This is a genomic window from Gemmatimonadaceae bacterium (genome assembly GCA_019752115.1).
GTDB lineage: Bacteria > Gemmatimonadota > Gemmatimonadetes > Gemmatimonadales > Gemmatimonadaceae > Gemmatimonas.
This window is the reverse complement of record JAIEMN010000024.1, coordinates 119,078-136,882: the sequence shown is the minus strand read 5'-3', so window position 1 is coordinate 136,882 and position 17,805 is coordinate 119,078. Positions and strand designations below refer to the sequence as shown.

Genomic DNA, 17,805 nt, shown 5'->3' with positions numbered 1-17,805 from the left:
TCTCGGACTGCCCCGTCCTCCCCCTAAGCCCTCCCACCTGGCTCCTGAAATTCAGTGGTGGGCCCCATGGTCCCTCACACCGGTGCCAGTTCCGGCGCTGTGACGTTCCGCTTGGCCGGCGCCCCGCCAATGAGCTCGGCGACGATCTTGCCGCTGGCCACCACGCCCGGCAGCCCCGCGCCCGGGTGGGTGCCGGCGCCGCAGAAGTAGAGGTTCTTGATCTGCTGGTCGCGGTTGTGCGGGCGCATCCACGCCGACTGGGTCAGCACCGGTTGCGGGCCGAAGGCGCTCCCCATGTAGCTGTTGAGCGTCTTCTCGAAGTACCGCGGATCGATGCGCCGCTCGGTGACCAGATGCTGCTGGAGCCCCGGGAGGTAGCGGTCTTCGAGGTACTGCATGATGCGGTCGCGATAGCGCTGGCCCACCGCTTCCCAATCGGTCCCACTGCCGAGATGCGGCACCGGTGAGAGGACGTACCAGCAGTCATGGCCCGGCGGCGCCAGCGACGGATCGGAGGCGGTAGGGCGGTGCAGGTACAGCGAGAAGTCCTCGGCGAGGATCTTCCGTTCGAAGATGTCCTCGAGCAGCGCCTTGTAGCGAGGGCCCATGAGGATCTCATGGTGCTTGATATCGGGGTACTGCTTGCTCGTGCCGAAGTAGAGCACGAACAGCGACATCGACATCTGCAGCTTCTCCATGCGCCGCGCGGTGCCCTGCCGGCCGGCGTGCTTCGGGAGCCAGTTGCGGTAGGCCGTGACCACATCGCCATTGCAGACGACCGTGTCGGCGCGCAGCTGCTCACCGCCCTTGAGCCGCACGCCGGTGGCGCGCTTGGCGTCGTCCACCAGAATCTCTTCGACTTCGCACTCGTAGCGGATCTTGCCGCCAAGATCCTCGAACGCCTGCACGAGGCCGCGCACCAGCGCGCCCATGCCGCCCATCGGGAAGAGCACGCCCCACTGCTGCTCGAGCTTGTGGATGAGCGCATAGACCGACGAGGTAGCGTACGGATTACCGCCGACGAAGAGCGGATGGAACGAGAACACCTGACGCAGGCGCGGGTCGCGAATGTGCTGCTCGGCGAGCGTGGCCAGCGAGCGGTCGGCGCGCGTGCGGATCAGATCCGGCAGCGCCTTGATCATCGAGCCCAGCGTCAGGAACGGCTTGTCGATGAGCGGCATGCCGATGTTGAAGATGCTCCACGACTTCGCGCGGAACTTCTCATACCCCGCCACGTCGGCCGGATTGAACTCCCGCACCTGGCGAATGAGCTCGTCCTTGTCGCCGTTGTAGTGGAAGACGGAGCCGTCTTCGAACCGGACGTTGTAGAACGGATTGACCGGGACCAGGTTCACATAGTCTTCGGTCTTCCGGCGCGTGAGCGCGAAGAGCTCGTCGAAGACCCAGCGCGCGGTGACGATCGTCGGGCCGGCGTCGAAGGTGAAGCCATCCTGCTCGAACACGTAGGCGCGACCACCAGCCTTGTCGAGCTTCTCGACGATGGTGACGTCGTGCCCCTGGGCCTGGAGACGAATGGCTGCGGCCAGACCGCCAAAGCCACTGCCAATGACGACGATGCGCATGAATCGGAGTGCTGAAGGACTGATGAAGACCGACTGCCGCCGCCGCTCAGCGGCGCAGCAGCACGGCGATATGCCACAGGTGAATCACCATCGCACAGAGCATCGCCACGGCGAATCCTTCCGGCGACGGCACCTCCCGGCGATGGAAGATCATCGCCGCAACCAGCGAGCCACCGGCCCCGAGGAACGACACGATGCGCGCCGTGTTGGGCGAGCCCAGTGGCGACTCGGGGTTCCGACGCTGCCAGATGATCAGCACCAGGGCCTCAACCAGGATGAGGACCAGAATACCGATCGGCAGCGCGTCGGAATCGAAAATCGGGACGAGGCGATCCATGCGGGGAGTTCAGTGGCAGACGGGGATCTAACGCCGTAACACGGCGGACGGTGCCCGGGATTCCCCGAGAAACGAAGAGGGCGGCATCTCGGATGCCGCCCCTGTCGCTTATCGGGTGCTGAGAGCGCCCTCGCCGACGTTCGGCTTGGGCGCAGTCCCGAGACTGGTGAGCGGCAACGGATCGTTGCGCAGGGCAAGCCAGAGGGGCAGAGCCATGGCGATCGTGCCCAGGATCGCGGCCGGGATCATGTCCCAGCGGGCGCAGATCACGATCGGGAGCACGCCGTTGAGCGCGTACAGCGCAATCGGGAGGCGATGCGGCGCGATCGCCGACACCCACACCGACGGCGGGATGATCGCCAGCATCACGCGGGCGACCAGAATGCCCGTGAGCAGCCACCCCATCCAGTTGGTGAGCGGCATGCCGAAGAAGATCGGCTTGCCGATGAGCTGGCGCCACGCCGGCAGATGCGAGAGATCGCCGATCTGCCAGAACCAGTGATTGGTCTTCACCATCGCCGGGTCCATGGACACGTCCCACAGCGTGAGGACGACGCCGCCGACGAACGCCCACCACCAGCGCGACGTGTTGTCGTCCTTGCCCGGCAGGAAGCGCCCGCAGATCGCGAGCGACGCCACCAGCATGTAGAACCACGACGTCGGGATGTTGAACGGCACGCGGCCGGCGATCTTGTAGCCCAGCTGGCTCGTGTACTCGTAGGCGCCGAACGGGTAGTCGGTCACCGTGCCGAGGTACTCGGAGGTAAACGCCAGCGCGAAGGCGATCGCGAAGACCGTCAGCGCCTTGCGGGTGCCCACGGCCCACGCGAGGAAGCCAAGGCCGGCAATGGCCCCCAGCGTGACCGTCGTGGCGCCGCCGTAGGCGAAGCCGACCGCCATGACCTTCTGGTTCTGCGGGCTCTGCAGCCAATCCGGATACGGCGGCAGCAGGAACGTCGCGAAGGCGAAGGCCGAGAAGAGCGAGAAGAACGCGTGGCCCACGAGGGCCAGCGACGCCACCTTGAAGAACGTCTCGGCGTTGGCGTCGCGCTGGAACGAGGGTGTCGTCATGCGCTTTGTGGCTCCCACACGATGCGGGGCCCGTGTCCGAGGGCGGAGAGATCAGGCTCCGGCGCACGATAGCGCCAGGCGTTCCAGAGAATCCCAACCCGAGCCATGCGGCCGATCCGGGCCCGCGTGGAAATCGTATCGTACCCCTGCGCCTCTATTGCGCTGAGGATGCCGGCGTAGCCGTTGGCGCAGGCCGCCGCGCAGCGCTGCGCATCGGCGGCGAGCAGGGCAATGCCGGGCATGGCGGCCGCGTAGAGCGCGCGGGCGCGGCTCACTTCGAACGCCATCAGGCGAGCCCACCCGGGCTCGCGCACCAGCTCGGGACCACGCGTCAGCACGTCCTGCGGGCAGAGCCCGAATCGTGCCATGTCCTCGGCCGGGAGATAGCAGCGGCCGCGATGCGCATCTTCACCCACATCCCGCAGGATGTTGGTGAGCTGCATGGCGGTGCCGAGCGTGCGGGCGTAGCGAATAGCCTGCTGGCGCATGGAGGGACCCGCCGGCACACCGAACACGTAGGTGCACATCTCCCCCACGGAGCTGGCGACCCCCTCGCAGTACTGCTCGAGCTCACACCAGGTCTCGTAGGTGTGCGCTTCGAGATCGCGGCCGACGCCGTCGAGCAGCTCGAACAGGGGATCGGGCGCCACCTCGTAGCTGCGGCTCACCCACGCCATCTCGCGGAAGATCGGCCCGCTGGGGCGGCCATCGAGCGCCGCCTGCAACTGCTCGCGGTACTCGTCGAGCTGGACGCGCAGCGCCCGCAGGTTGTTGTGATCGGCCTGATCCACCAGGTCGTCGGCCACGCGGCAGAAGGCGTACAGCGCGTACGCGGCGCGTCGCTTCTCGGTGGGCAGCAGCTTGCTGGCCAGCGAAAAGGTGCGGGCATGCGCCATGGTGATACGGGCGCACTCCGCCGCGTCATCCAGAGACCCGGACACGATGCCCGGCTGGGCAGCAGTCGCCTTCGCAGTCGCTATCGCGCTCATGCCACCTGGAGCGAGGGACGCCGTGAGGTCATCGAAACGGGATCGGGCAGGTAGACAGTTCGCGCGGGAGCCCCTGCTGTCAGGGATGCCCCGACTAGTGAACGCCAGTCAGGGCAAGAGGTTCCCGCATCATTCCGGGGCCGGGCACAGAGGTGTCCCGGCAGCTGCTCCATTTTGCGACCGCCCGGTCCTACTGTCAACTACGGCTGACACTCTGGACTGACCGAATCCCCGTCATCGCCGGCCGTCCCCCCACAAAAACGAGCGGGCGCGGGGAAACTCCCCGCGCCCGCCGTGTCCTGCCACCCCGGAAGCGTTACGGCTTCGTGTTCGGGTTGTTGTCCGTCTCCGTGCGCGGAAGCGGGTAGCACGTCTGGTTGCCGACGGCCTGGTAGCCGGGCTTGAAGTACGTGCCGCCAGCCGGCGTGATGTTCGAGATCGCCGCCGGCGCGCGGCGGAGGTCCGCCACGCGCTTGCCTTCGAGGTAGAACTCAAAGGCGCGCTGGTTGAAGAACTCCGTCAGCACGGCCGCATCGGTCGTGGCGCCGGTGTAGGCCGGGAGGCCCAGCGCGGCGCGACGGCTCTGAATGAGCGCCAGCATCGCCGAGGTGCCGGTGGCTTCGGCGACGATGTAGTCCGCCTCGAGCTTCGAGGCGAGCCGCATCGGCGACCCGTAGGCCGGGAACTTGGTCTGCTGGAAGTAGCCACCCGGAAGATTGCCGTCCTGCGGAGCCGCCGTGGCGGCCGCGCCGGTGCGGTACGTCACGCGCGGGTCGTTCACACGGAAGAACGGCGCCACGGAGAGGTTCGCCCGGTCGAACGAGAAGATCCACTGACGGTTCGACAGACGATTGCGGTTGGCCGCGTCGTCCGTGTAGCGCAGGTCATACTGGAAGCCGGCCGGCACGGCGGCCGCATCGGCCGCCGCCCCCGCCTTGTCACCCTTCTGCAGACGGGCACGGGCGCGGCCCACGCGCGACGCGTTGGCCAGCGAGACGCCTTCGGTGCTGGCGTTCGCGGTGCCCACGTCGATCGCCCGCGAGAACCAGAACGCGGCCGTGTCGAGGAGCGCCGACGTCGTGAGCTTGGGGCCCGACGACAGCGTGCCTTCGCAGAAGTCGCTCGCGATCTGCAGCACGGCGAAGCCACGCGCGAACGCGGCACGGGCCACGTTGATGTTCGTGGCCGGCGTCGGCAGCGCGAGATCCAGCACCTGCTTGGACGACGCCGCCGCGAGCGACAGCGGTGCCCACACGTCGGTCGAGAGGGAGCCGTTCAGGTCGGTGATCTGACGGAAGCCGAACTCGTTACGCGTCGGGAAGGTGTCACCGACGTTCGTCTCCTCGGTGAACCAGGAGACGTACGCGGCCGCCAGTCCCTCCGCGAACGCGAGGTTCTGCATCGCCGAGAGCGCCAGCGTGGCACCGCTCGAGACCGGATCGACCGTGCTCGCGTCGATCACGTTCGGATTGGTCACGGTGAGGAACTGATCACCGCAGGCCGATGCTCCGAGGAGCATGACGGTGCCCGCGGCCGTGCGCGTGACGGCGCGACGGAAATTCTTGATGGGCATGGTCGCGGTCAGAAGTTGAGGTTGAGACGGACGACAGTCGTCTTCGGATTCGGCAGCGTCAGGAAGTCCTGGCGCGAGAAGGCGCCGGTCTGCGAGTTCACTTCCGGGTCGAAGCCTTCGTAGTTCGTCCACAGCTTGACGTTCTGCAGCGCCACCGTGACCGAGAGGTTGGTGATGCGCTTGTTCGTCCAGCCGAGCAGCGAGTTCGGCAGGGTGTACGTCGCCGACACTTCACGCAGACGCGTGAAGTCGCCCGGCTGCAGGTAGGCGTCGGTCACGTCGTTCACCGTCGCCGCGCCACCGTTCTTCTGCACAAAGGCGGGCTGGCCGGCCGTCAGGTTGCCGTAGCGACGGAGGCGCTCGTAGGCCGAGAGCTTGTTCACGTCGATGCGGTTCTGCGCCACCGGGATCTGCGTCTCACGGAAGAACGCCGTGAAGTTCTGCACGAGATAGTCCCGCTTCGAGTCGAGCAGGGCCGCCACGCGCAGGTTCTTGAACAGCGTCACCGTGTTCGTGAGGTTCCACTCGAGCGTCGGGAACAGGTTGCCCATCGGCGTCAGCGTGTCGTTCACGATGACCTTGTTGTTGGCCACGTCGATCGACTGGATCTGCTTGGACACGTACACACCGACCTGCTGGCCCACGAGCGTGCGGCCCGAGGCGCCGAGCGCGAACGGCGCGACGCCGCCCAGGCTCGTGAGTTCGTTGTGCAGCGTGTTGGCACCGAAGCGGACATCCCACTTGGCGTTCGGCATGTTGAGCGCCGCGATGTTCAGGCCGAGCTCGACGCCGCTGTTCAGCACGGAGCCCAGGTTCGCCAGCGGGTTGCTGTTGAAGCCGAGCGACGGCGGAATGGGCCGCGTGATGATCAGGTCCTTGGTCTTCTTGTTGAAGTACGTGAGCTCCATGCCCACGCGGTTGTTGAAGAAGCCGGCATCGATACCCGTCTCGAACTCCGTGCCGCGTTCCGGCTTGAGGTCGGGGTTACCGGGGTTGCCGAGGACCACGCCGGCGCCCGCGGTGCCGGTGATGTTGTACGTCGCGGCGGCGAGCGTCGTGAGCGCGTCGCCGGGGCCAGGCGACCGGCCCGTGGTACCCCACGAGGCACGGACACGCAGCTGGCTCACATAGCGCGAGAGCGGCTGGAAGAAGTCTTCTTCCGAGATCGTCCACGTACCGCCGATCTTGGGCAGGAAGAAGGACGGCGACTGCGAACCGAACGACGAGTTGCGGTCAACGCGCGCGCCGAGCTGAATGAAGCGACGGTTGGCCGAGCCAAGCTGCAGCTGCCCGAAGTAGCCGTACTGGCGCTGCTCGGTGAAGCCGCTGCTGCCGGTGTTGATGGCAGCCGAGCCGATCGAGTTGTTGGCGTTCGTCACGAAGCCCGTACCCGTCGAGCTCACGACCTGGTTGCGCGACGAGATCACCTGCAGGCCGAAGGACAGATTGCTTTCGATGTCCATGGCCCAGTTCTTCTTCATGTTGCCGCTGTAGTCGAACGTGTAACGCTCGGCGCCACGCGAGGCCATCGCACGGTTGCCGCCGTCGTTCAGGCCGCCCCACCAGAGCGAGTCGTTCTTCGGCTGGAAGAAGTCCGTGAGTTCACCGGAGTAGTCCATACCGCCGATGAAGCGGTTCGTGAACCAGGTGGTCGGCGCGTAGTTGGCCGTCAGCGAGCTCGTGACGCGCTTCGTGAGCAGGCGATTCTGCTTGGACGCGATGGCGTTGTAGTGACGACGCGAGAACCAGCCGTCGTTCGTCGCCTGACCCGTCGGCGAGTCATTGCGCGTGAGCGGCGAGCCGAGCATCGCGCCGCCGAGCCAGCCGAAGATGTTGTTGTCGTTGTCCGGCAGGTCAACCTGCGTCTGCACGAGGCCAAGGCCGGCGTCGAAGTTGAGCTTCGAGTTGGCGATGTAGTTGGCGTTCGTGCGGATGTTGTAGCGGTTGAAGCGGTTGTTCGGCAGCACGCCGAACGTGTTGTCCGAGCCGTACGAGAGGTTGTAGCCGTAGTTCTGGCCACCGCCACGCCCGTTCCAGTTCACGATGCGGCCTTCGCCCTGCTGGAAGGCGTTGACACGCTCGAGCGGGTTGTCGCTCACCAGGTCACCCACCGCCTTGCCGCGGCAGAGCGGGTTGGTCGACGTCGCGGCGACGGCCGCCGCCGTGCACAGCGCGTAGTTCGACGGGGGCGAGAAGTTCTTGTCGGACGTGCTCTGCTCGGCGCGGACGTTCTGCGTGAACGTGCTCGAGCCGGCCTTGCCCTTCTTGGTGATGATCTGGATCACGCCGGCCGAGGCGTCGGCGCCGTACAGCGTCGCGGCGGCCGGGCCCTTCACGACTTCGATGCTCTCGATCTCTTCCGGGTTCAGGTCGTTGAAACGGTCGAACGACTGACCCGACTGGTTCGCGCCGATGAAGCCTTCATTGAGGCGCACGCCGTCGATGAAGATGAGCGGCTGGTTCGAGAGGTTGATCGACGACGCGCCGCGGATGCGGATGCTCGTCGCCACACCCTTCGTGCCCGACTGCGCCGAGAGCGCGACACCCGGGACGCGCGACTGCAGCATGCTGGCCACGTTGGTGATCGGGGCGTCCTTGATGATGTCCGCCGCTTTCACGGAGGCGACGAGCGCCGACTGCGCCTTACGCTCCTGGTTACCGGCCGTACCGGTGACGACGACTTCCGAGAGGTTGATCGCCGACTGCTCGAGCTTGATGTTCAGCGTGACCGACTGGCCATCCGCCACACGGATCGAGTCGCGCGTGGACTTGTAGCCGAGCCGGAGGACCGAGATCTGCACCATGCCGGCGCGGACGGCGGTGAGGCGATAATCGCCTTCGGCGTTGGTCTGCGTACCGAACGCCGTACCGGTGATCTGAATGCGTGCGTCAGCAATGGGGGCCTTGCTGGCGGCATCCGTCACCTTGCCGGTGATCGTACCGGTCTGCGCCTGGGCGACGACCGGGAACGCGAGCACTGGCAGGGCCAGCCCCGCAGCCCGGAGGCGACGCATGAGGCGAGGGAGGGAAGGGAAGGACATCAACCGTTTCCTTTGGAGGGAATGAGGGTGAGACGACCAGCGCTGGAAGCCGGACATGCGGGAAGTCCGGCCCAGGTCGCTGGGGGGCGAAATGTGGCGACACACCGGTTCGTTTCCAACTGGGGACCCAACTGGTACAAATACGGAGCGGCTGGTCCCCGTTTCAAACCGGTTCGGCCAACGGCGCTCCACCCCCCGCAACAGCGGCCGAGACGCTCTCGTCACCGGAAAGATTCCCGGACCGGTATATGCGCAGTCCGGACCGGCCTAGTCATATGAGATAGCCGGTTATTCCCTGCTTGACTCTGCCCGTACCCATGGGCACGTTGACGGCGCTGGTTGACGAGTGCCAAAACGGACTGTGAGATCGGACTGATAAGTCCTATAGCGCCCGGCACTTGCGCGGCCCACTCCCCCCGCTGTGCGATGACACCCTACGTCACATTTCTGCTCTATCTGGTCGCGATCGTCGGCTTTGTCGGCCTGGCGCTGTCGCTCAACGCGGTGCTCGGCCCCAAGCCGACCGCGACGACCACGAAGCTCGAGCCCTTTGAGTGCGGCGCCACGGTGGTGGACGTCCTGAACGTGAAGGCGGTGCCGATCAAGTATTACGCGGTCGCCATTCTGTTCATCCTGTTCGATCTCGAAACCATGTTCCTGTTCATCTGGACCTTGGGAGCGCGACCGCTCTCGGGCTTCATGATGTTCACCTTCTTCCTGTTTACCGCGTTGCTGGTGCTCTGCCTGCTCTATGTCTACAAGGCACGCATCCTCGAAGCGGTGACGGAGTAGCGGATGTACGGCAAGCGGCTTCCCATCGTCGATACGGGCGCGCATGCACCACTCGCGACCAAGGCGGCGACGCATCAGAAAGACGGCGCGTTCGAGTTCCTCACGACGCGCAAGGATGAGCTGATCGGCTGGGCGCGCAAGTTCTCGCTCTTCCCCTATCCGTTCGTCACGGCCTGCTGCGCCATGGAGTTCATGGCGGTCAGTGCGTCCAACTACGACACCGACCGCTTCGGCGCCGCGCTCCCGCGCTTTTCGCCGCGCCAGGCCGACCTGCTCATGGTGGTCGGTACGGTGACCCAGAAGCAGGCGCCCATTCTCCTCAAGGTCTACGAGCAGATGTGCGAGCCGAAGTGGGTGATGGCCTTCGGCGTCTGCGCGAGCACGGGCGGGTTCTATCAGAACTACGCGTCGCTGCCGGGGATCGACCGGATCATCCCGGTGGACATCTATGTCCCGGGCTGTCCGCCCCGACCGGAGATGGTCATCGACGGGATCATGCGGCTGCAGGAAAAGATCGCCAACAGCCGCCACCCCATCATCAACGACCGATTCTGACGTGACTGCCCCACTCTTCGACCGGCTGCGCCAGCAGCTCTCCCCCGGCGAAGCGGGGCACGAGGGCCCGGTGAGTGCCGAGACGCCGATCGTCTGCCGCGGCGTGCAGCACCACATCCTGGTCTTCGAGCTCATGCCGGAGCAGCTCCTGCCGGTCGCGACGCGCCTGCGCGATGAATTTGGTTTCGACCTGTTCCTCGACGTGACCGCCGTGGACTGGCCCGAGGCCGCGCGCCGTTTCGAAGTGGTCTACCACTTCCTCTCGACCACGGCGCATGTCCGCGTGCGCCTCAAGACGCGCGTCACCGCCGAGGACCCCACGGTGGACTCGCTGACGCCGCTCTATGGGTCGGCTGCCTACATGGAACGCGAATGCCACGACATGTACGGCATCCAGTTCCGCGGGCACGGTGATCTCCGTCCCATTCTCCTCTACGAGGGCTTCGTCGGGCACCCCCTGCGCAAGGATTATCCGAAGCAGGCGGAGCAGCCCCTCGTGCCGTACCGTCCGCCGCAGAGCGCCCTTGTCCGCTAGCCCGATCCCCCGCCCGCCGATTCCGAATCCGGTCTCGACGACGCTCACGGCGTCGCGCGAGGACACGGTCATCGTGAACCTCGGCCCGTCGCATCCGGCCACGCATGGCACCGTGCAGATCATCGCCGAGCTGGATGCGGAAAAGGTGCTGCGCACTGATGTGCACTGCGGCTATCTGCATCGCGGCTTCGAGAAGGAGTGCGAGGATCACACCTGGCACAACCTCATCCCGTATGTGGACCGGCTGAACTACTGCTCGGCGCTGATCAACAACTTCGCGTACTGCGATGCGGTCGAGCAGCTCATGGGCATCGAGATCACGCCCCGCACCAAGTACCTGCGCACGCTGCTCGCCGAATACTCGCGACTGGCCGACCACCTGACCTGTGTGGCTGCGCAGCTCATGGAGCTGGGGGCCATGACGGCATTCCTGTATCTCGTCACGGTGCGCGACTCGATGTACGAGCATCTGGCCGCGATCACCGGCGCGCGCGTGACCTACACATTCGGTCGGATCGGCGGGCTGGCCTTCGATGTGCCGGCCGGGTGGTTCGAGCGCCTGACCGAGATCCTCAAGGACTACGAGGAGTACATCGAGCGCGTGCACGGGCTGGTCGATCGGAACCGCATCTTCATCGATCGCATGCGCGATGTGGGCGTGATCAGCACCAAGGACGCGATTCATTGGGGCTTCACGGGCCCGATCCTCCGCAGCACCGGCGCCGCCCGCGACCTGCGCAAGGACATGCCGTACCTCGCCTACGGCGAGCTCGATTTTGACGTGCCGGTGGGGATCAAGGGCGACAACTACGATCGCTACTACGTGCGCATGCGCGAGATGGACGAATCGGTGTACATGATTCGTCAGCTCATCGACATGGTGCCGGATGGGCCGATCATGGTGGACGACCGCCGCTGCGTCTTCCCCGAGAAGCAGCTGGTCTACACCGAGATCGAATCGCTCATCAACCACTTCAAGCTCGTGATGGAAGGGCCGGTGGTGCCGGCCGGTGACATCTACGTGGCGCACGAAGGGGCGAACGGCGAACTCGGGTTCTACTGCGTCAGTACCGGCGAAGGGCGCCCGCACAAGGTGCATGTGCGCTCCCCCAGCTTCGTGCACATGGGGGGCGTCCACACCATGCTCAACGGCTATCAGCTCGCCGACGTGGTCACGACCTTCGGGTCGGTGAACATGATCGGCGGTGAGTGTGATCGATGATGGACCAGACGTCCGAACGCCCGCGCGTGGCCGCGACGGGATCGATGACCAGCATTCAGCACCTCATCCCCGAGTTCGAGCGCTGGAAGGCGCGCTACCCGGAGGGCTTCGAGGGGTCGCTGACCATCCCGTGCCTGCATCGCATCCAGCAGGAGCGCGGCTACATCGCCGACAGCGATGTGGACGAGCTGCAGGCGTATCTCGGCGTGCCTCGCACCCAGATCGACGAGGTGCTGGGGTTCTACACGATGTTCACGCGCGAGCCCATCGGCCGGCATCACCTGCAGGTGTGCCACACGCTTTCGTGCGCGCTGCGGGGCTCGGAGGGCTTGCTCCGCTATCTCACCGGCAAGTTGGGCATCGAGCCGGGGGAAACGACCCCCGACGGCCTGTTCACGCTGAGCACCGTGGAGTGCCTCGCGAGTTGCGGCACGGCGCCCATGATGCGCGTGAACGAGGCCTACCATGAGAACCTCACGCCGGCGGCGGTGGACGCGCTGCTGGAGCAGTTGAGCCATGAGTGAGCCCGTGGTCTACACCCCGCAGGGGAAAGACGGCTCCGTGACCGGCGTGAAGTTCTTCATGAACCACGAGGTCACCGAGACGTCGCATACGCTGGCCGCGTACAAGGCGCGGGGCGGCTATCAGGCGCTCGAGAAGGCGCTGAAGACGCTGCAGCCGGCAGATGTCACCAAGGAAGTGAGCAACGCCGGCCTCCTCGGGCACGGCGGCGCGGCGTTTCCGGCCGGTCGCAAGTGGGGCGTCATCAAGCCGAACGACGGCGAGCCGCACTACGTCTGCATGAATGCGGACGAAGGCGAGCCCGGGACGTTCAAGGACCGCTGGATTCTGCAGCACACGCCGCATCTGACGCTCGAAGGGTTGATGCTCGCGTCGTATGCGATCGGCGGCCGCCACGCCTTCATCTACATTCGCGGCGAGTTCGATCTGCCGTACCGTCGCATCCAGGGCGCGGTGGACGAGGCCTACGAGGCCGGCCTGCTCGGGCAGAACATCCTGGGCACGAACTACTCGCTGGATGTGGTCGTCTATCGCGGCGCCGGTTCGTACGTCTGCGGCGAAGCGTCGGCGATGCTTGCGTCGCTCGAGGGCAAGAAGGGGTGGCCGCGAAACCGTCCGCCGCGCCTCACGGTGAAGGGGCTCTATCAGCGGCCGACGGTGGTCAACAACGTCGAAACGCTGGCCAACGTCCCGGTCATTCTGACGCTCGGCGCCGAGGGCTTCCGCAAGGTCGGTACCCCCAAGAGCCCGGGGACGCAGATGATCTCCATCTCCGGGCATGTGAACCGCCCCGGGGTGTACGAGGTCGAGTACGGGTACTCCTGGGAGCAGTTCATTTTCGAGGATTGCGGCGGCATTCAGGGCGGGCGCGACCTCAAGTGCATCATCCCCGGTGGTGTCTCCACCAAGATTCTCAATCGCGATGAACTGCGGGGCGTGACGCTCGATCACAACGCCGCGCTGAAGGCCGGTTCGCAGCTCGGCTCCGGCGGTATGATCGCGATTGCCGAGGGCACGTGCATGGTGCGCGCGGCGCGCAACATCCAGCGCTTCTATCACCATGAGTCGTGCGGGCAGTGCACGCCCTGCCGTGAGGGGATGGGCTGGATGGAGCGCGTGCTCGATCGGATCGTGAAGGGGCAGGGGCGACCGGAAGACATCGACCGGCTCTATGGCATTTCGGATGCCAATGACGGCACGACGGTCTGCTCGCTGGGCGACTCGGCCGGCTACGCCATTACGGCCATCCTCGATCATTACCGCGAGGAGTTCGAGTACTTCATCACCCACAAGCGGTCCATGTACGACGGGCGTCTCGCGGTGGTCGATCCCTTCGAGGGCGCGGTGCCCACGCCGATGGCGCCACGACTGGCGGGGGCTCGCGCATGAGCCAGGCCACCCGCAAGCGCGGCAACAACGAGCCAGTCGATACCAGCAGCACGATCGACTTCTTCATCAACGGCACGCCGTGCACGGCGTACAAGGGCGAGTCGGTGATCCAGGCGGCGCGGCGCGCCGGCGTGGACATCCCGCACTTCTGCTGGCACCACGACTTGTCGGTGCCGGGCAATTGCCGCATCTGCATGGTGGAGGTGGAGCAGGAGAGCGGCGATCCGTGGTTCGATATCGGCTGCAACATGCCGGTCACCGCCGGGATGCGCGTGCTCACCGAATCGGAAAAGGTGAAGAAGCTGCGTCGCGAAACGATGCAGTTCATCACCCTGAACCACCCGGTGGACTGCGGGATCTGCAACAAGTCGGGTGAGTGCCTGCTGCAGGACTATCACTACGAGCACAACGGGATGGCGTCGCTGTCGCGCGATGCGAAGACGCACGCGACCAAGTTCTACCCGTTGAGCGATCGCATCATGCTGGACAACGAGCGGTGCATCATGTGCACGCGCTGTGTCCGATTCACGCATGAGGTGTCGGAGAGCCATGCGCTGGCGGCGGTGTACCGCGGCGACCACGCGCTCATCCGCCCGGCCGAAGACGCCAATTTCAACACCGACGCCTACTCGGACAATGTCATCGACATCTGCCCGGTGGGCGCGCTGCTGTCGCGCGAGAATCTCGATCACGCGCGGGTGTGGTACACCAAGCCCACCGCGTCGGTGTGCCCGGGCTGCTCGCGAGGCTGCACGGTGAACGTCTGGAGCCGCCGGCCGGAATGGGCGCTCAAGGCGCTCGATCCGTATCTCAACTCGCGCATCGAGCGCGTCACGCCGCTCGAGAACCCGGCCGTGAACGGGCCGTGGATCTGCAACAAGGGGCGCGATCTCGCGAAGATCTTCGAGCGGCCGCGCGCCGATGCGGCGATGATCGGCGGTCAGCCGGCGTCGCTGGCCGAGGCCACCGCCAAGGCGGCGGCCTTGCTGGCGGGCGCCCACCGCGTGGTCGCGCTGGTGTCGAGCTGGGCGTCGAATGAGGAGCTGACGGCGTTCCGCGACACGATCGGCGCCGCCCTTGGCGGCCGCCTGACCGGGTATGCCAAGGCCGACCATGTGCCGCAGCCGGGCGAGGTCGTGGAAGACGGACTGCTCATCAAGGCCGACAAGAACCCCAACATGACCGCGGCGCTGGCGCTGTATCCCGCGCTGCCGGCCGATGTGGCTGGAGCGCTGGCGGGCGCCGATGTGGTGCTCGTGTGGGGCGAAGGGTTTGACGCGGCGCAGCTGCCGAGCGGCGCCCGCGTGATCCGGCTCGACAGCTACGCGCACGCCGATCTGGCGCGGGCCGATGTGTTCCTGCCCATCAGCATCATGACCGAGCGGAGCGGGCACTACACCAACTGTGAGGGCACCGTGTCGCCGTTCACGGCGGTCTTCCAGCCGCAGCCCACGGTGGCGCATGCGGCCACGCTGTTCGCGCAGCTGGCGCCGACGGCGGCGGGGGTGGGCGCATGACCCCGAGTCTGTGGCCCGATCTCGCCATCACGCTGGTCTTCATCGGCTACGCGATGGTGATGCTGCTCAGCTTTGGTGGCCTGCTCACCTGGGTCGAGCGCAAGCAGAGTGCGGTGATGGCCGATCGTGTCGGCGCCAACCGGGCCTACATCCGCATCCCCTTCACCAAGATCAAGCTGGTCTGGCTGGGGCTGTTCCACGGCATGGCCGACGGCGCGAAGATGCTCCTCAAGGAGAACTTCAAGCCCAAGGCGCACGACAAGGTCGGCTACTTCCTCGCGCCGTTCATCGTGTTTTCGCCGGTGCTGCTGGTGTTCGCGGTGGTGCCGTTCGGCGGGACGATCGTGCCGGGGCAGTTGATCCCGGCGCTGGCCGGGTGGTTTGGCGATCGGGCGTATCCGATGCAGATCGCGACGCTCGATGCCGGGTTGCTCGTGGTGTTCGCCTTCAGCGGGCTCACGATCATCGGCGCGATGCTCGCTGGCTGGGCGTCGGAGAACAAGTTCTCGCTGCTCGGTGGCCTGCGTGCGGGATCGCAGATGATTTCGTATGAGCTCGTGATGGGGCTGACCATCATGGGGCTCATCCTCGTGTACGGCACGGTGGATCTGGGGGCCATCGTGCAGCGGCAGTCGGGCACGCTCTTCGGCGTGCTGCCGGCGTGGGGCATCTTCTACCAGCCGGTGGCGGCGTTTCTGTTCCTCACGGCGGCGATCGCCGAGAACAAGCGCATTCCGTTCGACCTGCCGGAAGCCGAGTCGGAACTGATCGCCGGCTACTTCACGGAATACAGCGCGATGAAGCTCGGGCTCTTCATGTTCTCCGAGTTCATCCAGATCGCGGTCGTGGGCGCGCTCTTCGCGACGCTCTTCCTGGGCGGCTACAACCTGCCGTTCATGACCGACGCCGGCTTCACGCTCCCCGGCGGGACGGTGATTGCCCTGAGCCAGCAGATTCGCGTGCCGCTGCAGCTGCTGACGTTCCTGGGCAAGGTCGCCTTCATGTGTGTGCTGCAGATCCAGATTCGCTGGACGCTGCCGCGCTTCCGGTATGACCAGATGCTCGGCCTGAGTTGGAAACTCTTGCTCCCGCTGTCGCTCGCGAATCTCGTGGCGACGGTGGTGGGCGTGTATGTGACGGGAGGGGCGGCATGACCGCGATCGAACCGATGCGCCCGGATGTGGACGACGTGTCCGTCCCGGCCGCTGCGCCGTCGGCCTCGGTGCCGACGCGCCCGCGCAAGCCGCCCGTGCGGTATGCGCGCAAGCAGTACTGGAACGAGCCCACGCTGACGCTCTGGGAGAAGCTCTATCTCCCTGAGGTGCTGCGCGGCATGGCGATCACCACGGGCGTGTTCCTGCGGAACATGGGGAAGTGGCTCACCGGCCGGAAAGGCGCGGTGACGACGTACTACCCCGAGGAGAAGCGGGCGGACTTCGCGCCACGCAACCGCGGCAAGCATATCCTGACACAGCGCCCCGACGGGTCGCCGCAGTGTATCGCGTGCAACATGTGCGCGACGGTCTGTCCGGCCAAGGTGATCGAGATCGAGTCGGGATTTGATCCGAACGATCCGGCGCACCCCAAGTATCCGGTGCGCTTCGAGATCGACTACTCGCGGTGCGTCTTCTGCGGCCTCTGCGTGGAGGCGTGCCCGGAGGATGCCATCCGCATGCAGCAGGACGTCCCCGATCTCGTCTCGGAAGACCGCTACAACATGTGGCTGACCATGGATGAGATGCTGACGTGGAAGCCGCAGTCGGACGTGGCGAAGCCCTATCCCCCCAAACCCGTTCCGCTCACGCTGAGCGCGAACGTGCAGCGAGGGCGCCAGTCATCGAAACCGTGATCCTGGCCCTCATCGGCGCGCTGGCGCTGGTGAGTGCGGCCTCGATGCTGGTGTTGCGGGAGCCCATGCGCGTCGCGCTGGCCCTGATCACCACGATGACGGCGCTCGGCGCCGTCTACGGCCTCCTGGGCGTGCACTTCATTGCGGCCTTTCAGGTGCTGATCTACGTCGGCGCCGTGATGGTGTTCATGGTCTACGTGATCATGCTCCTGCAGCTGCGTGAACCCGCCGGGCAACGTCGCTTCTCGAAGTGGCTGATTCCGGGGGTGGTCGTTGGCGCCGCGCTGAGCGGGGTGCTCGGTGTGGCGGTCTCGCGCAGCGGCAATGCGCCGGTCACCACGGTCACCGGGACGTCCACGTTCGGCCTCGTGCAGTTTTCCTCCGCGTTTCTGAGCCAGTACTGGCTCGAGTTCGAACTCACCACGGTGCTGCTGGTGTCTGCGATCGTGGCGGCGCTGGCGGTGATCAACGTGAGCCGTCGGACGCAGGCGGCGGCCGCGCCGGCGGCCAGTGGGGAGGCGACCCGTGGATAAGACCCAGGCGCTGCTCTTCCTCTCCGGCGCCCTGTTCGTGCTGGGCTTTCTGGGGGTCGTGATCCGGCGCAACGCGCTCGTGATGCTGATGTGCATGGAGCTCATGCTCAACGGTGTGAACTTGAGCCTCGTGACCTTCTCGCAGGCGCGCGGCGACGCGGCCGGGGCGGTCATGGTGTTCCTCGTCTTTGTGGTGGCCACCGCCGAGGTGGCTCTCGCGATCCCGATCGTGCTGCTGCTCGTGCGGCATGCGCGCTCGCTCGATCTCGATCGCTTCACTCAGCTCAAGGGTTAAGG

Annotated in this window: 15 protein-coding genes and 1 pseudogene; 10 read left to right on the top strand and 6 right to left on the bottom strand. The window is 66.0% G+C overall.

Annotation, left to right across the window (positions count from 1 at the left end; genetic code table 11):
- Positions 1–74 precede the first annotated feature (74 nt).
- The 6 genes from K2R93_13245 to K2R93_13220 all read right to left on the bottom strand — a co-directional run bounded on the left by K2R93_13245 (position 75) and on the right by K2R93_13220 (position 8,567).
- Positions 75–1,583, bottom strand: coding sequence for a phytoene desaturase (locus tag K2R93_13245; GenBank protein ID MBY0490800.1), 1,509 nt, complete (start codon positions 1,581–1,583; stop codon positions 75–77).
- Between the two features lie 46 nt (positions 1,584–1,629).
- Positions 1,630–1,920, bottom strand: coding sequence for a hypothetical protein (locus K2R93_13240; protein MBY0490799.1), 291 nt, complete (start codon positions 1,918–1,920; stop codon positions 1,630–1,632).
- A gap of 108 nt (positions 1,921–2,028) precedes the next feature.
- Complete coding sequence (locus K2R93_13235; protein ID MBY0490798.1) at positions 2,029–2,991, bottom strand: carotenoid biosynthesis protein; 963 nt, start codon at positions 2,989–2,991, stop codon at positions 2,029–2,031.
- Positions 2,988–3,932 (bottom strand): phytoene/squalene synthase family protein, encoded by a 945-nt coding sequence (locus tag K2R93_13230; GenBank protein MBY0490797.1) that lies wholly within the window; start codon positions 3,930–3,932, stop codon positions 2,988–2,990. The genes K2R93_13235 and K2R93_13230 overlap by 4 nt, the downstream gene beginning before the upstream one ends.
- A 364-nt stretch (positions 3,933–4,296) precedes the next feature.
- The gene (locus K2R93_13225) at positions 4,297–5,553 is read right to left on the bottom strand and encodes a RagB/SusD family nutrient uptake outer membrane protein (GenBank protein MBY0490796.1); all 1,257 of its coding nucleotides are present in this window, start codon (positions 5,551–5,553) and stop codon (positions 4,297–4,299) included.
- 8 nt (positions 5,554–5,561) lie between these two features.
- Positions 5,562–8,567: a SusC/RagA family TonB-linked outer membrane protein gene (locus tag K2R93_13220; GenBank protein MBY0490795.1), complete on the bottom strand. Its 3,006-nt coding sequence runs from the start codon at positions 8,565–8,567 to the stop codon at positions 5,562–5,564.
- Positions 8,568–9,020: 453 nt separating this feature from the next.
- On the opposite strand from K2R93_13220, the gene ndhC reads away from it, so the two are divergent.
- From ndhC to nuoK, 10 genes and pseudogenes are all read left to right on the top strand, one after another.
- Positions 9,021–9,386: an NADH-quinone oxidoreductase subunit A gene (gene ndhC, locus K2R93_13215; protein MBY0490794.1), complete on the top strand. Its 366-nt coding sequence runs from the start codon at positions 9,021–9,023 to the stop codon at positions 9,384–9,386.
- A gap of 96 nt (positions 9,387–9,482) precedes the next feature.
- Positions 9,483–9,941 (top strand): annotated as a pseudogene (locus K2R93_13210) (NADH-quinone oxidoreductase subunit B).
- Between the two features lie 344 nt (positions 9,942–10,285).
- On the top strand, positions 10,286–11,698 hold the full coding sequence (locus K2R93_13205) for an NADH-quinone oxidoreductase subunit D (protein ID MBY0490793.1): 1,413 nt from the start codon (positions 10,286–10,288) through the stop codon (positions 11,696–11,698).
- Between the two features lie 44 nt (positions 11,699–11,742).
- Positions 11,743–12,222, top strand: a complete 480-nt coding sequence (gene nuoE / locus K2R93_13200) for an NADH-quinone oxidoreductase subunit NuoE (protein ID MBY0490792.1) — start codon at positions 11,743–11,745, stop codon at positions 12,220–12,222.
- Positions 12,223–12,259: 37 nt separating this feature from the next.
- Complete coding sequence (nuoF, locus tag K2R93_13195) at positions 12,260–13,609, top strand: NADH-quinone oxidoreductase subunit NuoF (protein ID MBY0490791.1); 1,350 nt, start codon at positions 12,260–12,262, stop codon at positions 13,607–13,609.
- Positions 13,606–15,126, top strand: a complete 1,521-nt coding sequence (locus tag K2R93_13190; GenBank protein ID MBY0490790.1) for a (2Fe-2S)-binding protein — start codon at positions 13,606–13,608, stop codon at positions 15,124–15,126. The genes nuoF and K2R93_13190 overlap by 4 nt, the downstream gene beginning before the upstream one ends.
- Positions 15,123–16,280, top strand: a complete 1,158-nt coding sequence (locus tag K2R93_13185; protein MBY0490789.1) for an NADH-quinone oxidoreductase subunit H — start codon at positions 15,123–15,125, stop codon at positions 16,278–16,280. The genes K2R93_13190 and K2R93_13185 overlap by 4 nt, the downstream gene beginning before the upstream one ends.
- A gap of 134 nt (positions 16,281–16,414) precedes the next feature.
- Positions 16,415–16,975 carry an NADH-quinone oxidoreductase subunit I gene (locus K2R93_13180; protein MBY0490788.1) on the top strand — a complete coding sequence of 187 codons (561 nt, stop codon included), beginning with the start codon at positions 16,415–16,417 and terminating at the stop codon, positions 16,973–16,975.
- Positions 16,972–17,508: an NADH-quinone oxidoreductase subunit J gene (locus K2R93_13175; GenBank protein ID MBY0490787.1), complete on the top strand. Its 537-nt coding sequence runs from the start codon at positions 16,972–16,974 to the stop codon at positions 17,506–17,508. Before K2R93_13180 ends, K2R93_13175 begins: the two co-directional genes overlap by 4 nt.
- Entirely contained in the window at positions 17,501–17,803 is a 303-nt protein-coding gene (gene nuoK / locus K2R93_13170; protein ID MBY0490786.1) for an NADH-quinone oxidoreductase subunit NuoK, read from the top strand. Before K2R93_13175 ends, nuoK begins: the two co-directional genes overlap by 8 nt.
- The last annotated feature ends 2 nt before the right edge of the window (positions 17,804–17,805 follow it).